General features: G+C 45.9%; 18 protein-coding genes. 15 read left to right on the forward strand and 3 right to left on the reverse strand.

The features are described from left to right. Positions 1-38 precede the first annotated feature (38 nt). The 13 genes from AACM02_RS03610 (at position 39) to AACM02_RS03670 (ending at position 21,625) form a co-directional block, all read left to right on the forward strand. The gene (locus tag AACM02_RS03610; RefSeq protein ID WP_339116093.1) at positions 39-1,316 is read left to right on the forward strand and encodes a hypothetical protein; all 1,278 of its coding nucleotides are present in this window, start codon (positions 39-41) and stop codon (positions 1,314-1,316) included. Positions 1,317-1,447: 131 nt separating this feature from the next. Further along, positions 1,448-2,359, forward strand: a complete 912-nt coding sequence (locus AACM02_RS03615; RefSeq protein ID WP_286849428.1) for a dihydrodipicolinate synthase family protein — start codon at positions 1,448-1,450, stop codon at positions 2,357-2,359. 130 nt (positions 2,360-2,489) lie between these two features. After that, complete coding sequence (locus tag AACM02_RS03620) at positions 2,490-3,503, forward strand: PKD domain-containing protein (RefSeq protein WP_321716206.1); 1,014 nt, start codon at positions 2,490-2,492, stop codon at positions 3,501-3,503. A gap of 161 nt (positions 3,504-3,664) precedes the next feature. Further along, complete coding sequence (locus tag AACM02_RS03625) at positions 3,665-7,099, forward strand: SusC/RagA family TonB-linked outer membrane protein (protein ID WP_339116094.1); 3,435 nt, start codon at positions 3,665-3,667, stop codon at positions 7,097-7,099. Positions 7,100-7,113: 14 nt separating this feature from the next. Further along, positions 7,114-8,769, forward strand: a complete 1,656-nt coding sequence (locus AACM02_RS03630; protein WP_339116095.1) for a SusD/RagB family nutrient-binding outer membrane lipoprotein — start codon at positions 7,114-7,116, stop codon at positions 8,767-8,769. A gap of 38 nt (positions 8,770-8,807) precedes the next feature. Beyond that, on the forward strand, positions 8,808-10,997 hold the full coding sequence (locus tag AACM02_RS03635; RefSeq protein WP_339116096.1) for a hypothetical protein: 2,190 nt from the start codon (positions 8,808-8,810) through the stop codon (positions 10,995-10,997). A 34-nt stretch (positions 10,998-11,031) separates the two neighbouring features. Beyond that, a complete protein-coding gene (locus AACM02_RS03640; protein ID WP_339116097.1) occupies positions 11,032-12,387 on the forward strand; it encodes a PhoPQ-activated protein PqaA family protein in 1,356 nt (451 codons plus the stop codon). A 73-nt stretch (positions 12,388-12,460) separates the two neighbouring features. Then, entirely contained in the window at positions 12,461-13,339 is an 879-nt protein-coding gene (locus AACM02_RS03645) for a polysaccharide deacetylase family protein (RefSeq protein WP_339116098.1), read from the forward strand. Further along, positions 13,336-14,895 carry a hypothetical protein gene (locus AACM02_RS03650; RefSeq protein ID WP_339116099.1) on the forward strand — a complete coding sequence of 520 codons (1,560 nt, stop codon included), beginning with the start codon at positions 13,336-13,338 and terminating at the stop codon, positions 14,893-14,895. Before AACM02_RS03645 ends, AACM02_RS03650 begins: the two co-directional genes overlap by 4 nt. A 31-nt stretch (positions 14,896-14,926) precedes the next feature. Further along, on the forward strand, positions 14,927-17,248 hold the full coding sequence (locus AACM02_RS03655; protein ID WP_339116100.1) for a hypothetical protein: 2,322 nt from the start codon (positions 14,927-14,929) through the stop codon (positions 17,246-17,248). A gap of 39 nt (positions 17,249-17,287) precedes the next feature. Continuing rightward, a complete protein-coding gene (locus AACM02_RS03660) occupies positions 17,288-18,457 on the forward strand; it encodes a sialidase family protein (RefSeq protein ID WP_321717918.1) in 1,170 nt (389 codons plus the stop codon). Between the two features lie 47 nt (positions 18,458-18,504). Next, complete coding sequence (locus AACM02_RS03665) at positions 18,505-19,956, forward strand: sodium:solute symporter (protein WP_332456021.1); 1,452 nt, start codon at positions 18,505-18,507, stop codon at positions 19,954-19,956. Positions 19,957-20,104: 148 nt separating this feature from the next. Further along, a complete protein-coding gene (locus tag AACM02_RS03670; protein WP_339116101.1) occupies positions 20,105-21,625 on the forward strand; it encodes an arylsulfatase in 1,521 nt (506 codons plus the stop codon). Positions 21,626-22,096: 471 nt separating this feature from the next. Here the strand turns inward: AACM02_RS03670 and nhaA are convergent, their stop codons facing one another. Then, on the reverse strand, positions 22,097-23,323 hold the full coding sequence (gene nhaA, locus AACM02_RS03675; protein WP_214063061.1) for a Na+/H+ antiporter NhaA: 1,227 nt from the start codon (positions 23,321-23,323) through the stop codon (positions 22,097-22,099). An 11-nt stretch (positions 23,324-23,334) separates the two neighbouring features. After that, entirely contained in the window at positions 23,335-24,042 is a 708-nt protein-coding gene (pepE, locus tag AACM02_RS03680; RefSeq protein ID WP_286848962.1) for a dipeptidase PepE, read from the reverse strand. Between the two features lie 106 nt (positions 24,043-24,148). Here pepE and AACM02_RS03685 point away from each other — a divergent pair, with 106 nt between their 5' ends. Then, a complete protein-coding gene (locus tag AACM02_RS03685; RefSeq protein ID WP_339116102.1) occupies positions 24,149-24,817 on the forward strand; it encodes a DNA alkylation repair protein in 669 nt (222 codons plus the stop codon). On the opposite strand, the gene AACM02_RS03690 is transcribed toward AACM02_RS03685, so the two are convergent. Continuing rightward, the gene (locus AACM02_RS03690; RefSeq protein WP_339116103.1) at positions 24,798-25,436 is read right to left on the reverse strand and encodes a MarR family winged helix-turn-helix transcriptional regulator; all 639 of its coding nucleotides are present in this window, start codon (positions 25,434-25,436) and stop codon (positions 24,798-24,800) included. The two genes, AACM02_RS03685 and AACM02_RS03690, sit on opposite strands and share 20 nt — an antisense overlap. Before the next feature lie 210 nt (positions 25,437-25,646). Here AACM02_RS03690 and AACM02_RS03695 point away from each other — a divergent pair, with 210 nt between their 5' ends. Then, complete coding sequence (locus AACM02_RS03695) at positions 25,647-26,345, forward strand: ABC transporter ATP-binding protein (RefSeq protein ID WP_214062038.1); 699 nt, start codon at positions 25,647-25,649, stop codon at positions 26,343-26,345. Positions 26,346-26,362: the final 17 nt, after the last annotated feature.

A 26,362-nucleotide genomic window follows, 5' to 3' on the forward strand; every position in this document is an offset into this window, starting at 1 on the left:
ATGACAGAACGAATAAGAAGAAAACAATGAATTGAACAATGAATAAAAATCAAGCATTGCATATACTGATGGTTGGGATGACGCTGGGAACTGCATGGGCTGTCCGCGGTCACTTTGGTCATGAGCAGGGAGCAGCATGGGCAGGTGGCATAGCCACTCTGGCCCTGATCTTGGTTTCGAGGCGTAAAGACTGGTACAGCAAAATGTTGCCGACAGTGCTTGCAGCATCTGTCGGATGGGGTATTACCGGAATGATAAGTTACGGTCTTGTTGTGGGTTACGGTATGAGCAATAATTATCCAAATGCCTTATACGGATTGACGATGCTGTTTGCTATCGGAACACTGTTTGGGGTATTGGGGGGAGGTTTGACGGGGCTTTCCCTGGAATCCTCGAAAGAGAGAAAGGTGGAGTGGGGAGTCCTTTTTGCTCAAATGGGCATGGGAGGACTAATCGTTTACGGGCTCCTGATTCAACAACTCGAATGGTTAATGACCCCTCCCCGTTCGGAAGCCTGGGCCATTTGCCTGGGAGCTGCGCTTGCTTTTTTGTGGTACACTGCCCGAAAGGGATTTCCGGCAACGACCAGGATATCGTTGATTACCGGTATCGGCACAGGGTTTGGCTTTGCTTTCGGAAACTTTCTACAAATTGTTGGAATGGTCGCGGAGATTCCGTTTAATATGTGGAATGTCATGGAGTACAGTATCGGATTTTTTGGAGGGATTGCCCTTGCCTACGGTATTTTTACCTCAGTGTGGCCCCAAACCGTTTCTCCGGTTAAAGCATGGGAAAACAGAGTGGCATTTGTGCTGGTGTTTCTGGTTATACCTTTCGTTGTATTTCAGCAATCTCTTTCGTTTGATCCTGTTATCGAGCGGTTTAGAACGGGAGCTGAGGTTGTGCAACCTGAACTGACCGGCAAAATAAGCAGCATATCCTCACTGATTATCTTGGTTATATCGGCAGCTTTGATCGGATATAGGTTGAAAAAAGTCCATACAGGGTTCAATGTAGGAGACATACGTTTTGTTTTTATCGTCTACTTCTCAGTATACATTCTTTTTGGATACATCATCAACGGAGTGATGGGCGGAAAAGCAGCATTGAATATTCACCTCTATGTTGTCAATTTAATTGTGATACTGATGTTGACACGAATACAGGGAAGTCCTTTTTCATCACATCCTTTGTTACAGGTTGACTCCCGGAAACTCTTCAAGGTGCTTGTCGCAGTGATACTTTTTATTACGGTCATGTCGTTTATTGCAGTTAATCTCCACGAGGGATTGCCGGGAACACAAAATCGTTTCTAAATTCATGCGAACAATTTTTTACACAACTAAAAGTTTAGATACATGAAAGGAGCCTAAGGCTGGTGTACTCCTGTTATGCTGAAGTGAGTAGATGCCTTGCTTATAATTTGAAAATAAATAATTTAAATCATATGAGAAAAATTGTTCAGGGAATAGTAACCCCACTTGTAACTCCGCTTATCGACAACAACACCCTGGATATTGCCGGTTTGGAGAGATTGATTGAACACGTGATATCGGGTGGTGTACACGGCATTTTTATTTTGGGGACAACAGGAGAAGCCTCAAACCTGGCCATCAATCTCCGAATTGAAATGATTCGTCAGTCGAGCAGGTTGATACGAAAAAGAGTGCCCCTGCTGGTCGGTATTTCAGATACTTCCATTACGGAAAGTATCCGGTTGGCTGAAACAGCAGCTAGTTTCAGTGCAGATGCAGTAGTTTCCACCCCTCCGTTTTATTTTGTCATGGATCAGACGGAATTGGCAGAATACTATGAATCGCTGGTACCCCAGTTAAATCTACCGCTATACCTGTACAATATGCCTGTAAACACCAAGATAAGCTTTGACCCCAAAACGATAAAGAGAATAGCCGAAAATCCCCGTGTGGTAGGGTTTAAGGACAGCTCGGGTAACGCGCCTTATCTCCAGAGGGTTATACACGAGATGCGTAACTGTGAAAATTTTTCAATATTTGTGGGGCCGGAAGAAATGACAGCCGAAATGGTTTTGCTGGGTGCTGACGGAGGAGTTAACGGAGGAGCAAATATTTTTCCACGGTTGTACGTGGACTTGTATCATGCTGCTGTAGCAAATGACATCGAGGTGGTAAGAAACCTGCAGGCCAAAATAATGAATATCTCTTCTACCCTTTATACTGTTGGTGAAAACGGTTCCAGTTACCTGAAAGGATTGAAATGTTCATTGGAGATACTGGGAATTTGCAACGGTTTTATAGCTTCCCCTTTTAAAAAATTCAGCGGGCAGCAATACGGGCAAGTTAAAACTGCCCTGGAAAAGATTATGAGGATCTGTGAGTGATCCGAAAAGGATGGATAAACCTGGATTAACAATAATCCGAGAGTGATACTGTAGAAACGGCATTGTAGTTATTGGCGAATGGATTAAAACGAATTTAAGTTAATCAAAATTGATCAGTAAAGAAGTTTTTATGAAAACACGTTTTTTGTACTTAACCTCTCTCTTTCTGTGCATGACGGCCTTTTTTTCCTCATCGTGTTCAAGTGAAGAGACAGGGGATGACTTACCGCTTTCTGCCTTGATTTTCCACAGTATAGACGGGAAACAGGCAGCATTCACAGCGCTCACCCACAGTGCGGTAAGCTGGGAGTGGAATTTTGGAGACGGAAATACCAGCAACGAAAAAGATCCCGTGCATGTGTATGGGGAGGGGGGGTATTACCTGGCAAAATTAACGGCAAAAGACAAGATTGGCAATTCAGTAACCGCGCAAGTGAGTTTGGCGGTTGCGCTCACTCCCTATGCCCTGCTAACGGGAGATCATACCGCTGAAGGGTACAATGGCAAGACCTGGAGGTTGACACAGTCGCATACCGTTAACGATAAGTTGGTAAACTCAGACATAGCATTTTCGTTGCTCGATGAAGATATTCCATCGTTGCCCGCAGGAGCTTTTAGTGTATTTGTCGGACTTCCGGAAGCCTATAACGATGAGTACACCTTTTACCACGACGGTGGTTATAGGCATACCCCTACAGATGGTTCCTCTTTTGGGGGTATTGTCTATGCGATGATCTTGCAACAGTCGGGATTAGCCCAGATTACAAAGACGGGGGGAGAAGCCGTGTTTGGACAGGATGTCTTTGCAATGACCACCTGTACTCCCCGGGAAGATGCGACATTTGTATTCAACGAAAGTGAAGATTTTTCCGTCCCTACGGTTCCGGGTTTTGCCACTGGAGTCCGTCCTGACGGAGTTCCCGTAGTTACCTATCCGGGGGTAATGACTATTGACTTTCCGGGAACCGGTGATTTTATAGGAATCAGGGATTTCCACCGCAAGGTTATTGTTCAGGAGATAAAAAACAGCACCATGCGGCTGGTGATGTTCATGACACTGGACCCTAAAGCGATAATCAGCCAGGATCCACTGATAGCACTGAGTACTTCTGCTGCAATACTTACTTTTGAAGCAGTTAATTAAATCCTGTTAAATGGTTCGGTATGAGACGGGCGTGATAAGAGCGCGTTTCCTACAATACCTTTGAAACTATTCGCAAAGCCAAGGAGCAAAACCAAGCTTGAGCGTGTTATGCTGTAGCGCGCGAATAGCTGACTTTATTGAAAGTTAATAATCTTAGTCGTATGAAAATAATTATTTTACAAAAGATAAAAAGCAATAATGTGTTGGCGTTTTTCTTGTCCGTATTCTTTTTTGTGGTTCTTGTGGAGAACTGTTATGCGCAACCAACAGGAGCCGGGCAAAACACCATACGTGTTACAGGAACAGTTACGTCAGCGATCGATGGAGCGATTCTTCCCGGAGTATCCATTGTTGTGGAAGGAACTACTACAGGTACTGTGACCGACATGGACGGAACTTACAGTATAGAGGTACCTGAAAATGCAACCCTTGTGTTCTCCTACTTAGGATTTGCCCCTCAGAAAATTGCTGTAGGAGGCAGGAACTCCATTAACGTTTTAATGGTTGAGAGTGCTGAGGCCCTGGATGAACTGGTAGTTACAGCTCTTGGTATCAGGCGTGAGGAGAAATCGCTGGGCTATTCAGTAGGAAAAATTGCTTCTGAAGAGTTATCGAAGGTTGTTCATGAGAATATCCTCACTTCTATGGCAGGAAAAGTAACCGGGGTAACCATTAACTCTACCGGTGGAACAGGATCTACGGTAAGCATGGTTATACGGGGAGCTACTTCCATGAGTACGGATAATCAGCCGTTGTTTGTTATTGACGGAGTACCCATGACAAGCTCGGTAAATAATGTAGGAGGTTTTGGCAGCGGCAATCTGGTCGACTACGGGAATTCCATTTCGGATATCGATCCCGAAAGTATCGAAAGCATTTCCATCCTCAAAGGCCCAAGTGCAGCGGCCTTGTATGGCACACGTGCCGGTAACGGGGTAGTACTCATTACCACAAAAAAGGCTAATCAGAGGGGAGGAATGAAAGTGGAAGTGGTTTCGAACACCGTTTTTGATATTCCTTCGAAGTACCTGGATGTGCAGAACCGTTTTGGATTTGGAGCACGGAGTTATACGGATAAGACCTTTGCCAATGGAGTTATACCGCCCTACAATGTATCGGAAGTGGCCGGTGCAGGCCCTGAATTAAATAAGGGGTATTGGCAGGTACAACCGTTTGCCCCACTCGACGCGAATGGAGCAGCAATACCAACGGAGCTGATTGCCTATCCTGACAACTACAAAAATTTTATCAACAGGAGTGCAATTACCAGCACCAACAGCATATCCATATCCAGTGTTACGGATCTTGTGAACTACAGGCTTGGAATATCGAATATGACCAATAAGGGTTTGGTGCCCAATTCTGATCTTAACAGAAATAATTTAACTCTTTCTGCAACGTCCGAAATGCGGAAGGGATTTACAGTCAGTACCGATATTAACTATACGCAAAACTGGGCCGACAACAGGCCGGCCACCCAGGAACGGGGGGCTAACCCTTTACAGTGGGCTGCCTGGACGCCACCCAACGTTGATATTCGTCAGTTGAAAGCGTATAAACTTGGTGGAAATGAGGTTCTTACCATCGGAGAGGGTTGGGAAAACCCTTATTTCCTCGTATATGGGATCAACAACCGGTTTAAAAGAAACAGGCTTATCGGAAATGTATCGGCTACATGGGAGGTAACTCCGCAACTCAGTTTTATGGGAAGATACGCATTGAATAAGTCTGATGAAGTCAGGGAAACGAAAATGGATCCGGGCTTTTCAGGGGAGCCCAACAACGGGGCATACGGTATAGTAACCAGTGAAAGTGCTGAAACAAATGCCGATGTGTTGGCTACCTATAAAAACAACTGGAATGATTTTTCGTTAACCGCATCTGCCGGAGGAAACGTGTTGTACGCCAACTGGTCACACATCAGCAATTCGTCCAAACCCGGTTCAGGATTAATCATCCCTTATTTGTACACGGTCCAGAACATTGAAAATACTTCGTTAAACTATTCCAATGCCCGTTACGAAAGAGCAATCCACAGTGTGTATGCGATGGGTAATCTGGGGTGGAAAGACATGGTCTACCTCGATCTGACCGCGAGGAACGACTGGGCCAGTACGCTTCCCTCTGAAAACAGATCCTATTTCTATCCCTCTTCTTCTTTAAGTTTCATAGTGAATAACATGTTCGATCTGGGAAAACGGATAAACCTTTTCAAAATAAGGGGAGGTATTGCACAGGTAGGAAATGATACTTCGCCCTACAGCCTTTATGCCACCTATTTTGATGCGGGACAGTGGGGAGAAGCCATCAGGCTGGGGAAGCCCGGAAACCTGCTAAACCCGGTGCTCCTTCCCGAAGAAGCAACATCGTATGAAGTGGGGGCGGACTTGAGGATGTTCAATAACCGGCTGCGGTTTGAAGGTACCTACTACAAGGAAGATAATCGTAACCAGATTTTAAGTGTTCCCCTGGCTGGGTCAACGGGTTTCAACAGCATAAAGATCAACGCCGGATTATTGCAGAGCAAAGGCGTCGAGCTGATGCTCGGCTTTACGCCTATACAGACCAATGACTGGACTTGGGATATCAATGCAAATTTCACAAAGAACAGAACTCACTTACTGGAATTGTCGGAGGGGACAGATTTTGTGGAGTTTTGGAGCGAGGCAAGAGTTAAGAATATTGCATATGCAAAAAATGAGGAGTTGGGCAGAGACGGTCTGATCGGGAATCTTTACAGCCGGAAAATACTGAGGGTTACCGACAAGAATTCAAAGTACTACAATTATCCTCTGCTGCCGGAAAACAGCGAGGATGCCGAATGGCAGTCGGAAGACGAATACTCCAAAGTAGGAAATTATAACCCCAGCTTTATCATGGGGTTTCAGACCACGCTTTCATACAAAAACTTCAGCTTGAGTATGACCTTTGACTGGAGATCGGGCGGACAATACGTGTCTCAAACCTGGAGGTACCTGACAGAAGGAGTTGTTTCGAATACATGGCTCAACCAACTCGTTATCCCGCCAGACGGGCTGGGCGGCAATCCGAGTAATGCCCTGCGCGACTGGGTAGTAGCCAACGCTGATGCCTTGATTTTTACCAACAATCCAAGGCCTGTTGGGGGACCAACACCTGATTTTGGCGGATATTACAACGATTTTTATACGGGAATAGGAGCTTATGACGGCACTTTTGCACCCGGCGTTTACGGATATTACGACGATAGCGGCAATTTTATCCTGACAAAGGAGAATCTGGGAAACGAAGGAACCGAGTTCAGGCCGTATGTCATGAGTTATCCCTGGGATATTGGAGAAGCGAACCTGTTTGATACGGACTATGTAAAGTTAAGAGAGATTGCACTGAACTACCGGGTTCCTCAGAGAGCCTCCCAAAAATTGGGGATAAGGGACCTGAATGTTTCCGTGTACAGTAGAAACATTATGATTTGGACGAAAAATGCAGGTATGGGAATAGATCCCGAGAAAGCATATCAATCTGCGGGCAATGGAACGTTTAAACAAGGGGTCGAACGCTTCAACGCCGAACCCTGGGTAGTTCCGGTAGGATTCAAATTAAGTTTTTCTTTTTAAATGAGAATAATGTCATGAATAAGATTAAAAAACGTTTTACCGTAGCGTTAATATTGATGGTTGGCTTTGTTATCTCCTGCAAGGATCTCGAAGAGCTAAATATCAATCCAAATGGAGTTGATCCTGCCATTGCAGACGTGAATTTTCTGTTGCCTACCATTCAAACCAATACGGGACAAACAATATATAGCATCGGTTTTGGTACGTTTTCCGGAGTAATGCAACATACACAACATACCGGATGGGCAGGCGGACACAACAATTATGAATGGAACAGCCTTTCACACAGCTGGAATGGTTATTACAGCATTTTGATGAACAACAACGAGTACTTTAATAAAGCGGTAAAAGGAGATTACACCTTTCACGAAGGAGTAGCCCGTATTATGAGATCGTATGTTTTTGGCTTAATAACCGATATCTGGGGTGACGCACCTTATAAGGACGCGCTTAAGGCGGAACTTGGAGCTGATTACTTCAGGCCGGCTTTTGATCCGCAGCAGGAAATCTACCGGGGTATTCTGGCTGATCTGGATACTGCCAATACGTTGCTTTCAAAAAGTGCCGGTGAATATAAGAATATTGTGTCCAAACAAGACGTGGTTTACAAAGGAGATGCTTCAAAATGGCGGAAATTTGCGAACTCCCTTGCTTTGCGGTATTATATGCGGCTACAGGCGAAAGAACCCTCTTTTGCCGAGGCAGGGATCAAGAAGATGGCGGATAACCCTGTACAATTTCCATTGATAACCGTTGCGGAGGATGATGCAAACATCAGTTTCCCCGGGACTTCAGAAGGTGTCTCCAACCCGCTGAATACGGTCTACGATACCGATCCTGCCGGAGCCTATATGAGGGTGAAACTGGCAAAAACACTGGTAGATGTACTCAGGGAATACGATGATCCGCGGCTGGCGGTATGGGCAGATAAGATTGAGATTCCTTTGGTGTTGGTTCAGGGTAGCGGAATAGACCGGATCGTTGAAGGCAAGCGCGAAGTCTCGCAGGACATCGTGAGTGCTTTTGAAGAGACCAATGCGATGAAAGTAGATTTCGATCCGGAATATGCAGGCGTACCTGTTTCTCACTCCAGGGTACAGATCTTTAATATGAATAATGCCAACTCTGCCCAGGGGACAGTTAATCCGCACGCGTCCCATTTGAACAGCAGGTATAAAAAAACAACCGATCCTTTTGTGCTGATGAGGTTGATTTCAGCTTGTGAAACCAACCTGATACTCGCTGAGGCTGCTTATCGAGGGTGGATTCCGGGTGATCCTGCCGAATATTATGCCGACGGGGTCAGGGAGTCTCTCAAAGCCTGGGGGGTAGGGAATGATTTTGACAATTACATCACAAAAGTACCTTATGGTGGACTGGAGAGCATCATTGAACAAAAATGGATAGCCAGTTGGACAACGGCTCAAGAGGCCTGGTTCGACTGGAGAAGGACCGGACTGCCTGACCTGAAGACGGGACCATCGGCCATACGTCCGGTATTACCTATCCGGTGGTACTACCACACGAACGATGAGGTGGAGAAAAACAGGGCCAACGTTGAAGCAGCCGTTGAAAGGCTGGAAGCGACACCCTATCAGGGTACCGATCAGACCAAGAATAGTGCCTGGTCGAAGATGTGGGTTCTTCAGGGAACCGGGAAACCTTATTGATAAACGAATATCACTGTAGAAATTCAAAAAAAAACCAGATGAAAATATATTCTGTCCTAATAACTATCTCTTTACTCGTTTTACTTGCCTGCGGGCCTACCGGAGGAGGTAGGCTCAAGGGTTCGGTAAAAGACGAACCGTATGTTACTCCAGTTTCGGTGAAATACAGGGTGTCGCCCGGGTGGGATGGGACTGAACTAAAAAAAGTAGTGGTTAACGGAGACAACAGCGTATTTGTATTGACAGACAAGGGGGTGTTCAGGGATTTTCCCGGGGAGATTATCTCCAAAGACCTTATGTACAGCTCTCTTGCCGATAAGATCCCGATGGATATATCTATCCAGGAAGAAACGGGTTACCTGTATTATCTCTATGCCGACCGGTTCCTGACTAACATGCATGCAGGAAATATTTGCGGGCAATTTCCTGAAAATCAATACATACGTTTGGCTGTTAATAAATCGGGAGAGGTTCTTCTGCTGGGGGACAGAACAAGCGCCGTATACCGGGGCAACAACAAGCTGTCGGACATTAAACTACCCGAAGACCGTTTTATTGATTTGCAGGTAGAGGCAGGCGAGTTTTACCTGTTATCTCCGACATCCGTTTACCGGTTGGACAACTGCCAATGGAGCAGGATCCACCGGGGAGAAGGTATAACCGCCATGGCCCTTGCCGGAGACAGAATCGTTATAGGAACGGTTGACGGATATTACGAAACCGATGAAAAAGGTACTGTGATATCGGAAAAGAACAACCGCTTACCCGTGCCGGAGATCAGAAAGTTGCTGTCGGCTAACGGCCGTCACTGGTTTGCAACAGACTTTGGCGCATATTACAAGGACAGGGAAGGTATCCGTTACTTTACCGAGGAACGTTGGCTGGACCAGAACAACGTGATCGACATGACACTGGATCGATCGGGCAATGCCTACTTGCTTACTCCCACCGGGTTAAACAAAATCCATTTCAAAGAGGAAACATTGGCCGGAAAAGCAACCTATCTGCAGGACAACCTCCGGAAATACCATTTGAGGTTCGGCTTTTCTGCCGAAGCCCGGCTGTTGGACCCGGAAGACCCCACAACCATCCGGTTGGAAGACAGCGACAACGATGGCCTGTGGACCTCTTTTTACCTGGGAAGCCAGGCTTTCCGGTATGCTGTAAGCAAAGAGAAAGCAGCTAAACGGTATGTATGGGAATCGTTCGAACCTTACGAGCGCCTGCTTGTTATCCATCCCATCACGGGATTCTCAGGCAGGACTTTTGAGCGAACAGGATATATTGCCGGGGATACTATCCCTTGGCGGCCTGCTATTGATCCGGATTGGTGGTGGAAGGGAACGACCAGCACCGACGAGTTTGTAGGCTATATTTTTGTGGCATCCGTTATCGATCAGTTCATTGCGGAAACCCCGGAAGAGAAGAAAAGGGTTGCCGATTATATCGATGCCATCATGACACATATTGTATCCAACGATTATTACTTCATTGATTACGACGGCCAGCCAACCTTGTGGGGAAGATGGAATCCCGAGTATGTGAACTCTTTTGCTGAAACGCAGTTCGACAGAAGATTAAACAGTACGCTGACGATCGCGGGACTACAATTGGCGTACAAACTGACCGGCAAAGAGATTTATAAAACAGAAGCGTACCGCATGATGGAGAAACACGGTTATCTGGAGAACATGAAAATACCGATGAAAAACATTCGGTTTACACCCGGATTTCAGCACCAGGGAATAACCATGGGACAAGACTGGAATCACTCCGATGACGAGATGGCGTTTCTTACCTATTGGGTATTGTATCATTACGCCTTTGATGATACCCTTAGGGGAGAGTATAAAAAAATGATCAACGATCATTGGGAAATAGAAAAACCGGAACGAAATGCGTTATGGAATTTATTGACTTACGGGACCTCGGGAGAAATTGACCTGGAGTCTGTAATCTGGTATTTACGTGAATTTCCTGCGGATACCCGAAGATACGGAGTGCGAAATTCCCACCGTAAAGACGTGGAGTTCTTGCCTAAAGACTCTGCCGAAAATTTCAGGGAACAATCCACCAGGGAGTTGCTTCCCAAGGGAGAACGTCCGATGAACCGGCACAATGCCAACGAATTCCAGCTGGACAGCGACCGGGGAAGCAACAGGATTTTAGCGGGAGATGAATACCTTCTGCCCTATTGGATGGCCCGTTACTTACGAGTATTGGAGTAAGAAATTTGAATTTAAATTGATCAATAACGAAAAAATGAAAAAAACATTCTCTGTAATCTTTATATTGTTCTTGTCGTCTGTAGGTTTCGCTCAATTGAGTGTAACCCCTGAAACGGCATTGATGCATTACCTGAATAACAACGATAATACAAACGCCTGGGAAGTACGTGAGAGGTATCCGGTCAATAAGGCGGAGGCTTATTCGGTCTTGTTTATCTCGCAAAAATGGCAACAAATCCTGTGGAAACACGAAATGATCATTTTTGTGCCTCAAACCGTAGCGCACGACGGTGCACTTTTGTTTATTACCGGCGGATCTGTAAAGGACGGATTTCCCAGTGTGTCGGGAAGAAACGATGAAACAGCGTCATTTATGGCAGATTTAGCGCATAGGAACAAGGCGGTAACCGTTTTGCTACGCCAGGTGCCTAACCAGCCCCTGTACGACGGATTAACGGAAGATGCCCTGATATCCTATACATTGAACGAGTTTAAAGAAGATAAGAATTACTCCTGGCCGCTGCTTTTCCCCATGACAAAAAGTGCCATTAAAGCGATGGACGTGGTACAGGAATTTTCGATTGAGCGCCTGGGGCAGGAACTTAACCGGTTTGTCGTGTCAGGAGCTTCAAAACGGGGATGGACCACGTGGCTGTCAGCCGCGACGGAAGACAAAAGGATCGTTGCCATTGCTCCCATGGTCATTGACATGTTGAACATGCCCGCGACACTGGAGTACCAAAAGGAGATGTATGGAGAATACAGTGAAGAAATTCAGGATTACGTGGACCTCGAGATACCGCAGTCGATGAACAGTGATTTTGGAAGTGCTGTTGTAAAGATGATCGATCCCTACTCGTACAGGAATAAGCTCCTGTTGCCAAAAATGATTATTCTGGGTACCAATGACCCTTATTGGACTGTTGATGCAGTAAAGCACTACATCAACGAAATACCCGGGCATAACCTACTGCATTATGTGGCTAACGCCGGTCATAACCTGGGAGATAAGAAGCAGGCTCTGGCCGCCTTGAGTGCTTTTTTTGCCTTGAACCTGACAAATAAACCTATACCGGCCTGTTCATGGACCCTTAACGAAAAGGGACGAAATATTGATCTGGAGGTTAAGGCAAGTCCCGGAGAGTTGATTGGTGCCAGGTTGTGGTCCTCCTCTTCAGATAGCCGCGATTTTCGCCAATCTACCTGGACAAGCCGGGAAATAAAACCGGATTCAAAAGATGGGTCCACCGTGAAGACCCGTTTGAAATATCCAAAAGATGCCTATACTGCTTTCTACCTCGATTTAATTTATCCCGACCCCAATGGAGGTGAATATTCGGTAAGTACGCGCACTTTCGTTGCGGATAAAAAGCAAGTATTCGTAAAATAGAACATCAATCGTTTATTACCCGAGCAATATGAAAAAAACAGCCTTTTTTTTACTGATTCTAATCTATTCTTGCATGAACCTGTACAGCCAAACCCTGGCTGAAAAATTGGGATTTACACGAAACGACAGGGTCCTGATCATCAACAACGACGATGCCGGCATGTGCCACGCGGCCAACAAAGCCACGGTGGAGGGAATGGAAAATGGACTGATCAGTTCGGCAACCATAATGACGCCCTGCCCCTGGTACAATGAAATTGCCGCGTATGCCGCAGCGAATCCCCGTAAAGGTTTTGGGGTACATTTGACGCTGACCTCGGAATGGAAAAACTATCGATGGGGAACCGTGGCACCTCGCAACGAGGTACCTGGACTGTATGACGAACAAGGGTATATGTGGAAAGGAGTTATGGAGGTATATACCTCTTCCGGTCCGGAGGAAGCGTTAATTGAAGGACGCGCCCAACTTAAAAAAGCGTTGAGCAGCGGCATACCAGTGACCCATATTGATTCACACATGGGTACATATCAATATTCGCCGGACTATATGAAGGTGTACATCCAATTGGCAAAAGAGTTTAATCTCCCACTACGCATGCCTTCCCAAACGACCCTTAACAACCTGGGTGCTCCCGATTACAGGGAGATTTGCCGCAGGGAAGGCATTTTACACCCCGACTACTTCATACACGAAGAGCTTGAAGAGTATTCAACGGAAAATGTAGCCGGGTTTTGGACAAACTACATCAAAAACCTGAAGCCCGGAGTTACGGAAATTTACGTTCACGCATCTGCTGAAGGAGAAGAAATCCGCACCATCACCCATTCGGCAGCGAAACGCATTAAAGAGCTGGAGTTTTTCACCAGCAATGAGTTAAAAGAGCTGATTGAGAAGGAAGGGATTATAGTTATCAGCTACCGTCCCTTGTTGGAACTTCAGAGAAAGAAATGAAAGTAATAAAAACTATCGGGATCTCACTTCTGGTTGTAATAACCCTGATCTGTGTTTTCAGTTACTTCCATATGCGTGACCGCCATCCGGGATATCGCGTCGACCTGAAAATAGAAAACAGGGACCCCGGTGTCGTGCGCGCCGGCTTTGCCGCAGTTACCATTACGCCGGAATATATGGAGCCATGGAGCGATGTGGATAACAATGCACGTTTTGAACCCGATAAAGGAGATACGTATGAAGACCTGAACGAAAACGGGAAGTTTGATACACACTGGATCGCCGGTTTTGGGAATAAAGTCGCCGCGCGGGGTGTTCACGACGATCTGTGGGCGCGGACAATGGTGTTGGATGACGGCACTACCCGCCTTGCTCTGGTTGCAATGGATGTGATCGGCATGTTCCATCCGATGGTAATCGATATCCGGAAGATGGTACCGGAAGAAGCAGGCATTACCTATCTGGTGATCGCATCAACCCATACCCACGAGGGGCCCGACCTGTTGGGCCTTTGGGGCGAATCACCTTTCAGGAGCGGGGTCAACAAGGAGTGGAAAGAGTACGTGAAGAGACAGGTGGTCCAATCTGTATTGAAAGCTGTTGAAGCAATGCGTCCGGCCTATTTTCGTTTCTCACAAAACCTCACGGAAGGGAGGGTAACCATAAAAGATACCCGCGAACCTTATGTCTTTGACGAAGGCCTCCGGATGATGCAGGTGACCGATGCCGAGACTTCAGAAACGTTGGGGACACTGATTCAATGGGGCAATCATCCCGAAACATTGTGGAGCAGGAACCTGCTTATCTCTTCTGATTTTCCCCACTACCTGAGAGAAGTTGTCGAGAAGGGGGTCTATCATGGAGACAACATCATCAGAAAGGGCGCCGGAGGCGTTGCTCTCTATGTGAACGGCGCTGTAGGCGGGTTGATGACTACCCATGCCTCAATGGAGGTTGTCGATCCGTTCCGCGATACGGTGTATGTAGAGCCGTCATTCGATAAGATCCGTGCACAGGGAGACACCCTCGGATTGATCATACTCCGCACGATGGAGGAAAAGGCTGTAGAGATAAGGGAGGCCGGCATCAATTTACGTGCAAAGACGTTCGACCTTCCTCTGAGGAATCGTCTGTTTCGGCTCGCTGCGGCAATTGGGATTATGGATGCAGATATGACCGGATGGATGAAAAAACGTACCGAAGCGGCTGTGTGGAGCATCGGCCCGGCCAGTTTCATTACCTTTCCGGGAGAGCTCTATCCCGAAATAGTGAATGGAGGTGTGGTAGCACTGCCCGGCCGGGATTTTCCGGTCGATCCGCAGGAAGCACCTCCCCTGCGCGATATGATGCAGGGGACGTTCCGTTTTGGTATCGGGCTGGCCAATGATGAGATCGGTTATATCATCCCAAAGAGCCAGTGGGATGTTAAGAAGCCGTATGTATACCGGGACAGGCCTTATTACGGTGAACAGAACTCGCTCGGCCCGGAAACAGCTCCTCTTTTGTATGAAGAGTTGCGTCAGCTGTTGAAGGAGCTACCCGGTAAGCCGTATTGAATATTTTTTCACTGCAAACTCTTTTCATGCGATGGCAAAAAAAAATATGCTGATTCCTCTTTTCATTTTTTATAGCCTGTTTGTGGCTCCAGTGTCTGGTGAAAATCATGACTTCACCAACGCATCCCTGATTGTTTCTGAAAACATTGTTCCTGACTTCAGGGAAACTATTGTCGACATTCTTCGGGAGGAAACCTACAGGCTTTCCCATATCCATTTACCCCAGGGCGGGGAATGGACAGGTACCAACATTGCTCTTTCTCTGGCCGCTGACGCATCACTTTACGGAGAGCCTTTTCCGTCGGGTATCGAACTTCCAACAGAAGATGAATCGTATACCGTAGCGTTGGACAGTGATAACGAGAGAAAAACGCTCTGGTTGATAGGAAAAGATGAACGAGGCCTGTTGTTCGCTGTAGGCCACCTGCTGCGAACGATGTTCTTCGAGTCCCAGACGATCACTTTCAATTCCGGTAATGCCATCTGTTCTGCCCCAGCATACCCGGTACGCGGTCATCAACTGGGTTACCGGAACACAGCGAATTCATACGACGGGTGGAGTCCCGCGCAATACGACCGGTATATCCGTGAATTGGCCCTCTTTGGTGCAAACAGTGTCGAGAACATTCCTTTCGACACGTCGGATAGTCCTCACATGAAAACATCGCCTCACGAGATGAATATCCTCATCAGTCAAATGTGTGAAAAGTACCGCATGGATTACTGGGTGTGGGTTCCAGTTGAAAAACTATCCGACGATGCTGTTTTTAAAACAGAACATCAAAAACATGCCGATTTTTACAAAAGTTGTCCTAAACTGGACCATGTGTTTATCCCGGGAGGTGACCCCGGTGATAATCACCCGCGGGAATTACTGCCTTTCCTGGAAACCGTTTCGAAAGATTTGCAAAAATACCATCCCGGTGCCGGAATCTGGTTATCGTTACAGGGATTCAACGACGAACAAACCGATTATTTTTTCAAGTACCTGACCGAAAAATCGCCCGATTGGCTGAAAGGAGTTGTTAGCGGCCCCGGAAGCCCTTCTCTGGCGGCAACCCGCTATCGACTGCCGGACAAATACATGCACCGCCATTACCCCGATGTGACACATACCGTCAGGTGTCAATATCCCGTACTTAACTGGGATCAGGCTTTTGCGCTGACTTTGGGGCGTGAGCCCGTTAATCCGCAGCCGTTTTATTACGCTAAGGTACATAATGAATATGCCCCGCATACCGACGGATTCATTACCTATTCAGACGGAATAAACGACGACGTGAATAAGTTCATCTGGACACGGAGGGGATGGAATCCGGACGAAGAGGTTGCGAAGATCCTGAATCAATACGTCTGGTTCTTTTTCGGGATCGGTAACGCCGAACCCGTCACTAACGCGGTTATAGCCTTGGAGAAGAACTGGAACGGCCCCGTTAACGAGAACGCCGGAATTGAACTGACGTTGAGCGAATGGAACAGGTTGGAAAAAGAATATCCGCAACTCAGCCGTAATTGGCGATGGCAAATGTGCCTCTACCGGGCGAATTACGATGCCTACACACGCAGGAGGAACCTTTACGAGAAAAACCTGGAGAAAGAAGCAAATCGGATACTCTCCTGCGCAGGCTCAATCGGGATCGAGCAAGCTATGAGACAGGCGCTGGATAAAGTGAATGAAGCCGATAATTTCAATGTGGCTCCCGAATTAAAGCAAAAGATTTACGGTTATGCCGATTCCCTGTTTTTGTCTGTTTCCCTGCAATCCAGCGTCGAACGGTATAGGGCAAGCGGCCCGGAAAGGGGATGTACGTTGGATTTTCTGGATTATCCGTTGAATAACCGCTGGTGGCTGGCCGACGAATTCCAGAAAGTAGAACAGATGAGCACCGATGAAGAGAAGCTGGAACGTATAAAAATCCTAAGTGAATGGGAAAATCCCGGTAAAGGGAGTTATTACGACAATGTTTCAAACATTGCGAAGAGCCCGCATGTTCTAACAACGGTCTATGATGCTACCGATTTTGCCTGGTGGGATAACGGTATGTCCCGTAAACGCTTGTCGACACAGCTGTTTCAGAACTTTCCGGAATTGAGGTACACCGACCTGGATCCTGATGGACGTTATCTGATTCGTGTTGCGGGATACGGAGATGCTTTGCTCCGGGTGGATGGGGAAAGGATAACCCCTGTCCTTTACAACAAAGAATTGGAAACATTCAAGGAGTTTCTGATAGACCCCCGTTACACGCGGGACGGTAGCATCACGGTAACTTTCGATGAACCGGAAGAATCGCACCTGAACTGGCGGCAACATTCCAAAATCTGCGATATCTGGCTCTTAAAACGAGATTAAAAGAACCGGCGACACACGAACATTAAACAATAAAAACGTATGAAATCATTTTCCATTGTAACTTTATTATTAGTAACGGCGCTATCCTGTAGCAGCTATCCAAGTGAGAAACACAATACGGAGCCAACGTCAGGCATCAAACACGGCATTGTCTACTACCAGGAAAACAAGTATGGCGGTTGGCCTGCGAACAACGGTATATGGATCTGGGACAATGAGATATTAGTGGGATTTGTCGAGGCAGACTATAAACCGGCCGACGGCTTACATACGTATAACCAGTCATCAGCACACCATAAATACGCCCGCAGTACCGACGGAGGAGAAACCTGGACGATAGAGGACGCTTACGAAAAGGGGCAAACGGCTTGGGGGAATGATCACAGCATCGCTGTAGACAAGGCGGAAACGCCGGTAGCTTTAAAAACACCGGTGGAAGACTTTACCGATCCCGGCTTTATCATTACATTTGTCCGCCATAACAATAACAACGGGCCCACCCATTTTTATTATTCCATGAACAAAGGGGGTGTGTGGTCGGGCCCCTATTCCTTTCCGGATTTAGGTACGGCAGGAATAGCAAACCGTACCGATTACATAGTGGAAAGCGATCAGGAACTCAGCGTGTTTCTTACTACGGCAAAAACAAACAAAAAAGAAGGGCGTGTTGCTTTTGCGAAAACAACCGATGGGGGTATAAACTGGGAGTTTGTCTCGTGGATTACCGATGAGCAGGGAGGATTCGATATTATGCCTTCATCGCTGCGGTTATCGGATACGGAATTGATAACTATCATTCGTACGAGAACTGCCGAAAGGCAGGATTTACTGACCGCTTACCGTTCCTCCGATAACGGTAAGTCGTGGGCCAGATTAAAGAATCCTGTAAACGATACGGGGAACGGAGGCTCTCCGCCGGCACTGGTCAAACTGCAAGACGGACGGTTGGCCTTGGCCTATATTTATCGGAGCGTATACGGTTCCCGTGTAAATGTGCGTTTCAGCTCGGATAACGGAGAAAGCTGGAGCGATGAGGTTGTGCTCAGAAGCGGCGACGGCGCCAACCGCGATGCCGGTTATCCGCGCATGGTACAAAGACCAGACGGGAAATTGGTATTGATCTACTACTGGAACAATGCGAACGATGAAGATTCAACCCCGTACCGGTACATCGCATCCACCATTTTCGATCCTGGAAAATGGAAGTAAAGGCAACAGGTTTTGCAATAGAAAACACTTTAGATTAATTATACTTTATGCAGTTAACCGTTATTGATATCGTTATTTTTCTTGTTTTTACCCTAGGAACTGTACTGTTCGGGAGTTCATTTTTGCGGAAAAATAAAACCGCTGGTGATTTTATGACCGCAGGAAAGGGGATGTCTGGATTTGTGGTTGGGATGTCTATCTTTGCCACGTACGTAAGTAGCATCAGTTTTCTGGCACTGCCCGGCAATGCATATACAGGAAACTGGAATTCATTTGTATTCAGTCTGTCCATTCCGGTTGCTATCTTTTTTGCTGCAAGGTATTTTGTCCCTTTCTACCGGAGTATCAACAGCCCGTCAGCTTACAGTTTTTTAGAAGAGCGTTTTGGAAAATGGGCCCGATTGTATGCTTCGAGTTGTTACTTGTTAACACAAATTGCCCGTATCGGCTCTGTCCTGTTTCTACTGGCGCTTCCGCTCAATGCCATGCTGGGCTGGAGCATCCCGTTGATTATTATCCTGACAGGAGTCTGCGTAGTGTTATATGCGGCTTTAGGAGGAATCAAGGCGATTGTTTATACCGATGCCATACAAGGATTGATTCTGATTGCCGGGGCATTGGCCTGTCTGGTAATCCTTATGGTATCCATGCCTGGAGGAGGTAACGAACTGTTGCGTATCGGAATGGAGTACGATAAATTCTCCCTGGGGAGTTTGGGATTGACTTTGAATGAGCCCACGTTTTGGGTAACACTCATATACGGGCTGTTCATTAATCTTCAGAACTACGGCATTGATCAGAATTATGTGCAACGGTATAAGACGGCCAGAAATGAGAAGAGCGCACGCTTTTCGGCCCTTTTTGGCGGCCTTTTGTATGTACCCGTCAGTTTATTGTTCTTTTTTATTGGCACGGCGTTGTTCGTTTATTATAAAACCCAGCCCGGTTTGCTTCCGGAAACGGTTACCGGAGACCAGGTATTTCCCTATTTTATCGTGAATGGCTTGCCGGCAGGATTTACCGGCCTGTTGATCGCTGCCATATTTGCTGCAGGAATGAGTACGGTCTCTACCAGCATAAATAGCTCTGCAACGGTTGTATTAACCGATTTTTTTAATGTGACTTCTCACAGTGAAGCCGACGAAAAGAGGAAAATGAATATCCTGCACGCCACATCAGTCATCCTGGGAGCATTGGGAGTAGGTGTGGGATTAGCCATGATGTCTGTGAAGAGCGCGTTGGATGCTTGGTGGAGCATGGCGGCAATTTTCAGCGGAGGCATGCTGGGGTTATTCTTCCTGGGATATATAGCTCGTGGGATAAAAGGGTCATATGCTTTTGTAGGAGTGATTTGCGGCGTATTGCTCATTGCTTGGATGTCGTTAAGCAAACAAACCGTTTTTCACAATTATTTAACCATTGTTCTGGGAACACTCGTTATTTTTACTGTCGGCATGTTGCTGGCAATTGCAGGTAGCAGGCTGAAGAAGGGTAATTAGGAAAAGCTATCGCAGACTAGATCCGTTTTAACCGATTTGTTTAGTGAAAACAGGAAAAACATGAGTATCTTTACTGAGGATTATCTGAAAAACAAGATGTCAAGTTCATTCGTTTTTAGTCTTGACCAATAATAAATTTAATTCCGGTATGGATAAAAAAATTAGAATATTGGCTTTTGGAGCCACGGCCTTTTCTGCTTTATATGCTCAGCAGAAACCCAATATTGTCCTCATTTACGCCGACGATATCGGTTACGGCGATCTTTCGTGCTACGGGGCCACACGCGTACAAACCCCTTATGTGGACGCGCTCGCCAACAACGGCGTGCGGTTCAGAAACGCCCATTCGGCCGCAGCCACCAGCACGCCGTCCCGGTACGGCATGTTTACGGGAGAATACCCGTGGCGCCGGAAAGGAACGGGTATTGCAGCCGGAGATGCCGCACTTATCATTAAACCAGACAGATACACGTTACCCAAGATGATGAAGGAAGCCGGATACGCCACCGGTGCCGTGGGCAAATGGCATTTGGGAATGGGCGCCGAAACCGGGAAACAAAACTGGAACGAAAGGGTATCTCCCGGGCCGGCAGAAATCGGATTTGACTATTCCTACATCATGGCGGCAACGGGCGACCGCGTACCGTGCGTGTACATGGAAAACCAGCGAGCCGTGGGGTTAGACCCCAAAGACCCGATAGAAGTGAGTTACACCAAAAACTTCCCCGGCGAACCCACCGGAAAAGACAATCCCGAATTGCTGACGAAACTGAAACCGAGCCACGGACACGACATGGCAGTAGTAAACGGAATTTCTCGTATCGGGTTTATGAAAGGCGGGAAGTCGGCACTTTGGGAGGATGAAAACATAGCCGACAGCATCACGGTACATGCCATTCGATTTATTGAGCGTAATAAGGATAACCCTTTCTTTCTTTATTTTGGGACTAACGATATTCACGTGCCTCGTTATCCGCACGGGCGTTTTCGCGGGAAGACCGATATGGGATATCGGGGCGATGCTATTTTACAATTCGACTGGTCGGTGGGTGAGGTGGTTCGTGCTCTCAAAGAAGCCGGAGTTTACGATAATACGCTTATTATCATCACCAGCGATAATGGTCCTGTGGTGGATGACGGATATCAGGATGAAGCTGTCGAAAAACTTAAAAATCATAAACCGTGGGGTCCTTTCCGGGGTGGAAAATACAGCACATTTGAAGCGGGGACACGCGTGCCGTTTATTGTTCACTGGACAGGAAACGTCTGTCCGGGAGTTTCCAATGCGTTGGTATCCCAGATAGATATGCTGGGCACCCTTGCCGAACTTGCGGGAATAGATCTTGCCGAAGCCGGGCAGTTCGATACACAGAAACACCTTCCCGCCTGGTTGGGCAATGACCCTAAAGGAAGGGATTATATTATTGGGTCTGCCGGTTCTTTGACATTACTGACCCGTGATTGGAAATATATAGAGCCGAACAAGGGAAATGCATATTCTGCACATACCAATACCGAGTTGGGAAATAATCCTGAAGACCAATTGTACAATATCACCATTGACAGAGGAGAATACGATAATGTGGCCGTAGAAAATCCGTTGATGGTGAAATTTATGAAGCAGATTTTGGAAGAGGAAAAGGCCAAAGGTACAGGTCTGGAACTTTAAACTCTTACGTATCTATAGTCTTTATCTATGATGGGCGGTGAAAAATCTATCAAGAAAATATGTTTTATAACATATTTTTCTCTATCTTTGTACTGATTTTAATGGCAAGCGAGTTATTAGAAATCAATTTTAGGTTATCAACATTATTCTGAAAAAAGTTTCTTGTAAACGGTTGCCGATAAATCATAACTTTTAAAGAAAGGATAAAATTATGAACATCAAAAACCTTACAAAAGAAGACATTTTGTCTCAAATCAAGTATTTGGAACAAAATATCAACAAAGGATCTGCTGTATATCAGACTAATCGAATCAGCAGGATCAGAACATTGAAATCAAGCTTGCGTAACCGCAGGCCAGTATCTCTGTGATAGCATCGCGATCGGTAACTGATCCGAATGCTTTACTTCAACTACAATTTACACCAGATATTTAACAAAAAGCTGCTCATCCGAACAGCTTTTTTTTCGTTTTATCCGGCGATCATCTCTTCCGGTGAAAGATTCTCCAGCTTTTCCTCCTTTTTTTTCTTTAGGGCTATTCTCAGCCAGGTATACCCAATTATCATCGATAAAGTAGATGCTACCAGTACTGCCAGTTTAGCGGTGTCTTGCAGGGATTTGTCGTCGAATGCCAGCATCGATACAAAAATTGACATCGTAAAACCTATTCCGGCGAGGATACCCACACCTATGTATAACATCCAGTTTGGTTTGGTTTTCAGCTTGATGATTCGCGTTTTTGTCATTAAATACACAGCCAATGAAATACCTGCCGGCTTTCCGATTAATAAACCAAGAATAATCCCGATGGATAATTCGCCCAACAAATTAGCTATAGCCGAGCCGTTGATAAATATGCTGGTATTGGCCAACGCGAAAATGGGAATGATAAGGAAGTTGACAGGAAACAAAAGTACTTTTTCATAGACCGGAATCTTTTTTACAGGAAGCAATGCGGATAGAATCACCCCTGCAAAAGTAGCGTGAATACCCGATTGATACATACAATACCACATCACTACTCCGAGTGAAAGATATAAGATTCTGGATAGGGGGTTTCGTAAATATTTTATTACCAGTACGATCAGTATAATACACGCTGCAACTCCCAATAGCCACATAAACTCAGGTTGACTTCCGTAAAAGAAAGCAATGATCAGGATAGCACAGAGGTCATCAATGATGGCGAGTGCGGTAAGAAAGATTTTCATCGAGTGCGGGACAGATTTTCCCAATAAACTTAAAATTCCCAGGGAAAAAGCAATGTCTGTTGCTGCGGGAATGGCCCACCCCGACTGATAAATCGTTCCTTTGGTGGCTGTTAAGAAAATGATTGCCGGGAAAATAACGCCAAACAATGCGGCAACCATCGGTAGCATCATTCTACTTGGTGTAGAGAGCTCGCCTATAACTGTTTCACGCTTGATTTCCATGCCCACCTGAAAGAAAAATAACGCCATTAAGGCATCGTTTATTATGTGCAGGATGCTGTGTGGTAAATGTATGGAGTGTAAGAATGGAATTTCCGTTTCCCAAAAATGGTTGTAGCTTTCGCCGATGCCGGGTAAATTGGTTAAAATGAGTGATGCTGTTGTGCAAAGCAGGAGCAGTACGCCAACTGCACGACTGTCGTGTAGGAAATCTGTTATGGTAAATTTACGGCTTTTTGTTCCTGTAGGGTGTAGATGCTGAGTCATAAATGGACTGTTTATGAAAGTAAGAAATTGAAATCATCTTCGTGGGACAGCTCCCTGGGCTCTTGCCCGAATTTAAAAATACGTGCGTTACGTTCTCCAACAAGAACCAGTTCCTTGTCTTCCAGCAATAACATTGTTCCTTCGCGCAGTCCAACGACAAAAAGATCTCTATTGACTTCGATAAATTCGTTGATGCGCACCTCGCGGGTTTCTCCACCGTGGTTGGCCGGATGATCATCCAGGTAATGCGGGTTTATCTGAAACGGAACCAGCTTGAGCGTTTTAAATTTATCCGGCTCCACAATAGGCATGTCATTAGTGGTTTTCAGCGTGGGACAGGCAATGTTTGAGCCAGCACTCCACCCGATATACGGTGTTCCTTTCTTTACGCGCTTCCGAATGACCTTCATCAATCCTTTTTCCTGAAGAATTTTCACCAATTGCCAGGTGTTCCCACCCCCGACCACTATTGCGTCAGCATTTTCAATAGCCTCTACGGGATTGATAAACCGGTGAATACCGGTTACGTGATGTCCGATTTCGGCAAACCTGTTGTTCACCTTTTCTTCGTATTCATCGTAAGAGAACGTGACGGCCGCATAAGGTATAAAAATAGCGTTTTTGGCTCTGTCGCCCAGGAAATTCTTAATGTGCTCTTTGGGATAATCCAAATAAGCTTCTCCTGGATTCGTGGAGTTGCTGATTAACAATAATCTCATCTTTTTGTGGTTTTGAAGTTTTGTGGATGCAAAGATAACAAAATTGTTGAAAATATCCGGTTTTAAGGCTATATTTGCACTCAAAATTCTTATCAGACAAGCAGATATGAATGAGATATTGCAACAGATCAGAACGGATTTACGCCGTTCCATGAATGGTATCGCTTCTAAGAGTATGCGGGAGAAGGGACTGCATTACAAGCTGAATTTTGGAGTGGATGTTCCCCGGCTGCGTGAACTTTCCAAAAGATATCCCATTGATGCTCAATTGGCTGAACTCTTGTGGAGACAGGAAACCCGTGAGTTAAAGATATTGGCAACGATGTTGTATCCTGTTCATGAATTCGATATGGATAAAGCCGATGAATGGGTGAAAGAAATTCCCAATCACGAAATTCGGGAACAGGTATCTATGAATTTATTCCAGAAACTAGACTTTGCGGACAAGCTGGTGCAAAAATGGACAGATTCGAAAGATGAAGAAGTCCGGACCAGCGGTTACTGGTTGTTTGCCCGGTTGTTGATTGTGAAGTCGGGTTTGGTCAATAAGACAAACCAAAACGAGATTATGGAAAAAATGATTTCAGACTTGAGTGCCGGGTCCTACTTCCTTCGTCTCTCCGCACAACGTGCATTGACCTTTCTAGGCAGGACTGCGGAGTCGTTTTCAAAAAAGATTTTGGACGGGATTCAGGATCTTCAAACTTCGGGTGATGCTGCCAAAAAAGAAATCTTTGACAGCCTGAGCTTCGAATTTACGGATTTTCCCGATTGACTAAAGGCAGTTTGGATATTAAACTATCAATCTCCTCCTCCTTGCAATGGATAAAAATGTTTTTGTGGAAATCACAAAGTTTATCGGATGCCTGCAAAAACAACTCTTTTTCCGGTGGCGCAAGTACGTCGGATAACATCGTGGCAGACTTCCACAACCCGGGAAAAACCTTCGTCAGTTCCGCCCTCCCTTTATCGGTGATAAAAACACGCATCCTGCGCTTGTCTTCCTCGTCGCGGCGCTCACCGATAAGCTTCGCTTTCAGAAGTCGCCGCATAACTTCATTGCCTGAAGTTTTTTCAATCACATTCCTGTTGTTGATCTCTGTCTTGGACAAACTCTCTTCATTAAACAATGCTACCAGGTAGGTGTATTCATCGACTGTTTGGAGCAGTGATCCCTTCAGGGCTTTCTTGATGTAGAACTTGGAATACCGGTGCAGGAAACTTATGTTTTGCGCAATACGTACCGTGTCGTTTCTGTTCTCTTTGATTGTCCGTCTCTGTTGCAGAAAAAGAATAAAGTCATTCAGCGAAAGTTCTACTTCGGTTGATTGAGTTGTTTTCTCAAACTGATCCAGTAATTCAATTATCTCGAGCAACAATTTTTTTGATTTCATACGATAATATTTATTTTTTTTACATTAAGGTCGTATGGAACTCGCGTATTGTCATGTTCTTGGGTGTAACTGATTTACATACTCGTTTCATAAACGACTAAATTTGTACGTAAAAGTACTAAATCTTGTGTTAATATACAAAATATCCTGATTTAAAATAGCATATAGTACGAAAATGTATTATATTTGTGCTCTAATAATTCAGTAGAGATGGAAGTTGCAGCAAGAATTGAAGAGGCGGGTAAGGAATACAAAACGGGAGACACCACGATAGTGGCTTTGGCTCCTTCCACTACTGTATTCAATAAAGGCGAAGTAACCCTGATTGTTGGTCCTTCGGGTTCTGGAAAAACAACCTTGCTCTCGTTGCTCGGATGCGTCATTTATCCCACAACCGGTAACGTCTGGCTGGGAGATACGTGTGTGAATCATTTATCAGAGGCAGAACTGGCGAAAATCCGGCTAAACGAAATCGGGTTCGTATTTCAAGGCTTTAATCTTCTGGCTCCGCTCAATGCTCTTGAGAATGTGATGCAACCGCTTCTCCTCAAAGGCGAATCACGAAAGGTAGCCAAGCAAAAATCGCTGTCAATCATCCGGAAATTTGATATGCAGTCGCGGGTAAAGAACCTGCCCCGAAACCTCAGCGGTGGACAACAACAGCGAATTGCCGTTGCGCGCGCCTTGGTTTCCGATCCGAAACTTATTCTTTGTGACGAGCCCACGGCCTCACTCGATCACAAAAGTGCCGTCTTGGTGATGGATATGTTAAAAGCGCTTTCACGCGAAGACCGTGCCGTGATTATTGTTACCCACGATACACGCTTAAAGAAATATGCAGACCGGACCATTTACGTTTCGGAAGGGAAAATAAGCGATACGCCGTTTGAAGAAGAATTTGATCATTAATTAAAAACAAGATACAA

Origin of the sequence: Petrimonas sp. (assembly GCF_963921705.1) — a bacterium.
In the GTDB taxonomy this organism is placed as follows: Bacteria; Bacteroidota; Bacteroidia; order Bacteroidales; family Dysgonomonadaceae; genus Petrimonas; species Petrimonas sulfuriphila.

Bases quoted from the DNA above. Each gene is read 5' to 3' on its own strand.
- AACM02_RS03610 (WP_339116093.1), top strand. From the start codon at position 39: ATGAATAAAAATCAAGCATTGCATATACTGATGGTTGGGATGACGCTG.
- AACM02_RS03615 (WP_286849428.1), top strand. From the start codon at position 1,448: ATGAGAAAAATTGTTCAGGGAATAGTAACCCCACTTGTAACTCCGCTT.
- AACM02_RS03620 (WP_321716206.1), top strand. From the start codon at position 2,490: ATGAAAACACGTTTTTTGTACTTAACCTCTCTCTTTCTGTGCATGACG.
- AACM02_RS03625 (WP_339116094.1), top strand. From the start codon at position 3,665: ATGAAAATAATTATTTTACAAAAGATAAAAAGCAATAATGTGTTGGCG.
- AACM02_RS03630 (WP_339116095.1), top strand. From the start codon at position 7,114: ATGAATAAGATTAAAAAACGTTTTACCGTAGCGTTAATATTGATGGTT.
- AACM02_RS03635 (WP_339116096.1), top strand. From the start codon at position 8,808: ATGAAAATATATTCTGTCCTAATAACTATCTCTTTACTCGTTTTACTT.
- AACM02_RS03640 (WP_339116097.1), top strand. From the start codon at position 11,032: ATGAAAAAAACATTCTCTGTAATCTTTATATTGTTCTTGTCGTCTGTA.
- AACM02_RS03645 (WP_339116098.1), top strand. From the start codon at position 12,461: ATGAACCTGTACAGCCAAACCCTGGCTGAAAAATTGGGATTTACACGA.
- AACM02_RS03650 (WP_339116099.1), top strand. From the start codon at position 13,336: ATGAAAGTAATAAAAACTATCGGGATCTCACTTCTGGTTGTAATAACC.
- AACM02_RS03655 (WP_339116100.1), top strand. From the start codon at position 14,927: ATGGCAAAAAAAAATATGCTGATTCCTCTTTTCATTTTTTATAGCCTG.
- AACM02_RS03660 (WP_321717918.1), top strand. From the start codon at position 17,288: ATGAAATCATTTTCCATTGTAACTTTATTATTAGTAACGGCGCTATCC.
- AACM02_RS03665 (WP_332456021.1), top strand. From the start codon at position 18,505: ATGCAGTTAACCGTTATTGATATCGTTATTTTTCTTGTTTTTACCCTA.
- AACM02_RS03670 (WP_339116101.1), top strand. From the start codon at position 20,105: ATGGATAAAAAAATTAGAATATTGGCTTTTGGAGCCACGGCCTTTTCT.
- nhaA (WP_214063061.1), bottom strand. From the start codon at position 23,323: ATGACTCAGCATCTACACCCTACAGGAACAAAAAGCCGTAAATTTACC.
- pepE (WP_286848962.1), bottom strand. From the start codon at position 24,042: ATGAGATTATTGTTAATCAGCAACTCCACGAATCCAGGAGAAGCTTAT.
- AACM02_RS03685 (WP_339116102.1), top strand. From the start codon at position 24,149: ATGAATGAGATATTGCAACAGATCAGAACGGATTTACGCCGTTCCATG.
- AACM02_RS03690 (WP_339116103.1), bottom strand. From the start codon at position 25,436: ATGAAATCAAAAAAATTGTTGCTCGAGATAATTGAATTACTGGATCAG.
- AACM02_RS03695 (WP_214062038.1), top strand. From the start codon at position 25,647: ATGGAAGTTGCAGCAAGAATTGAAGAGGCGGGTAAGGAATACAAAACG.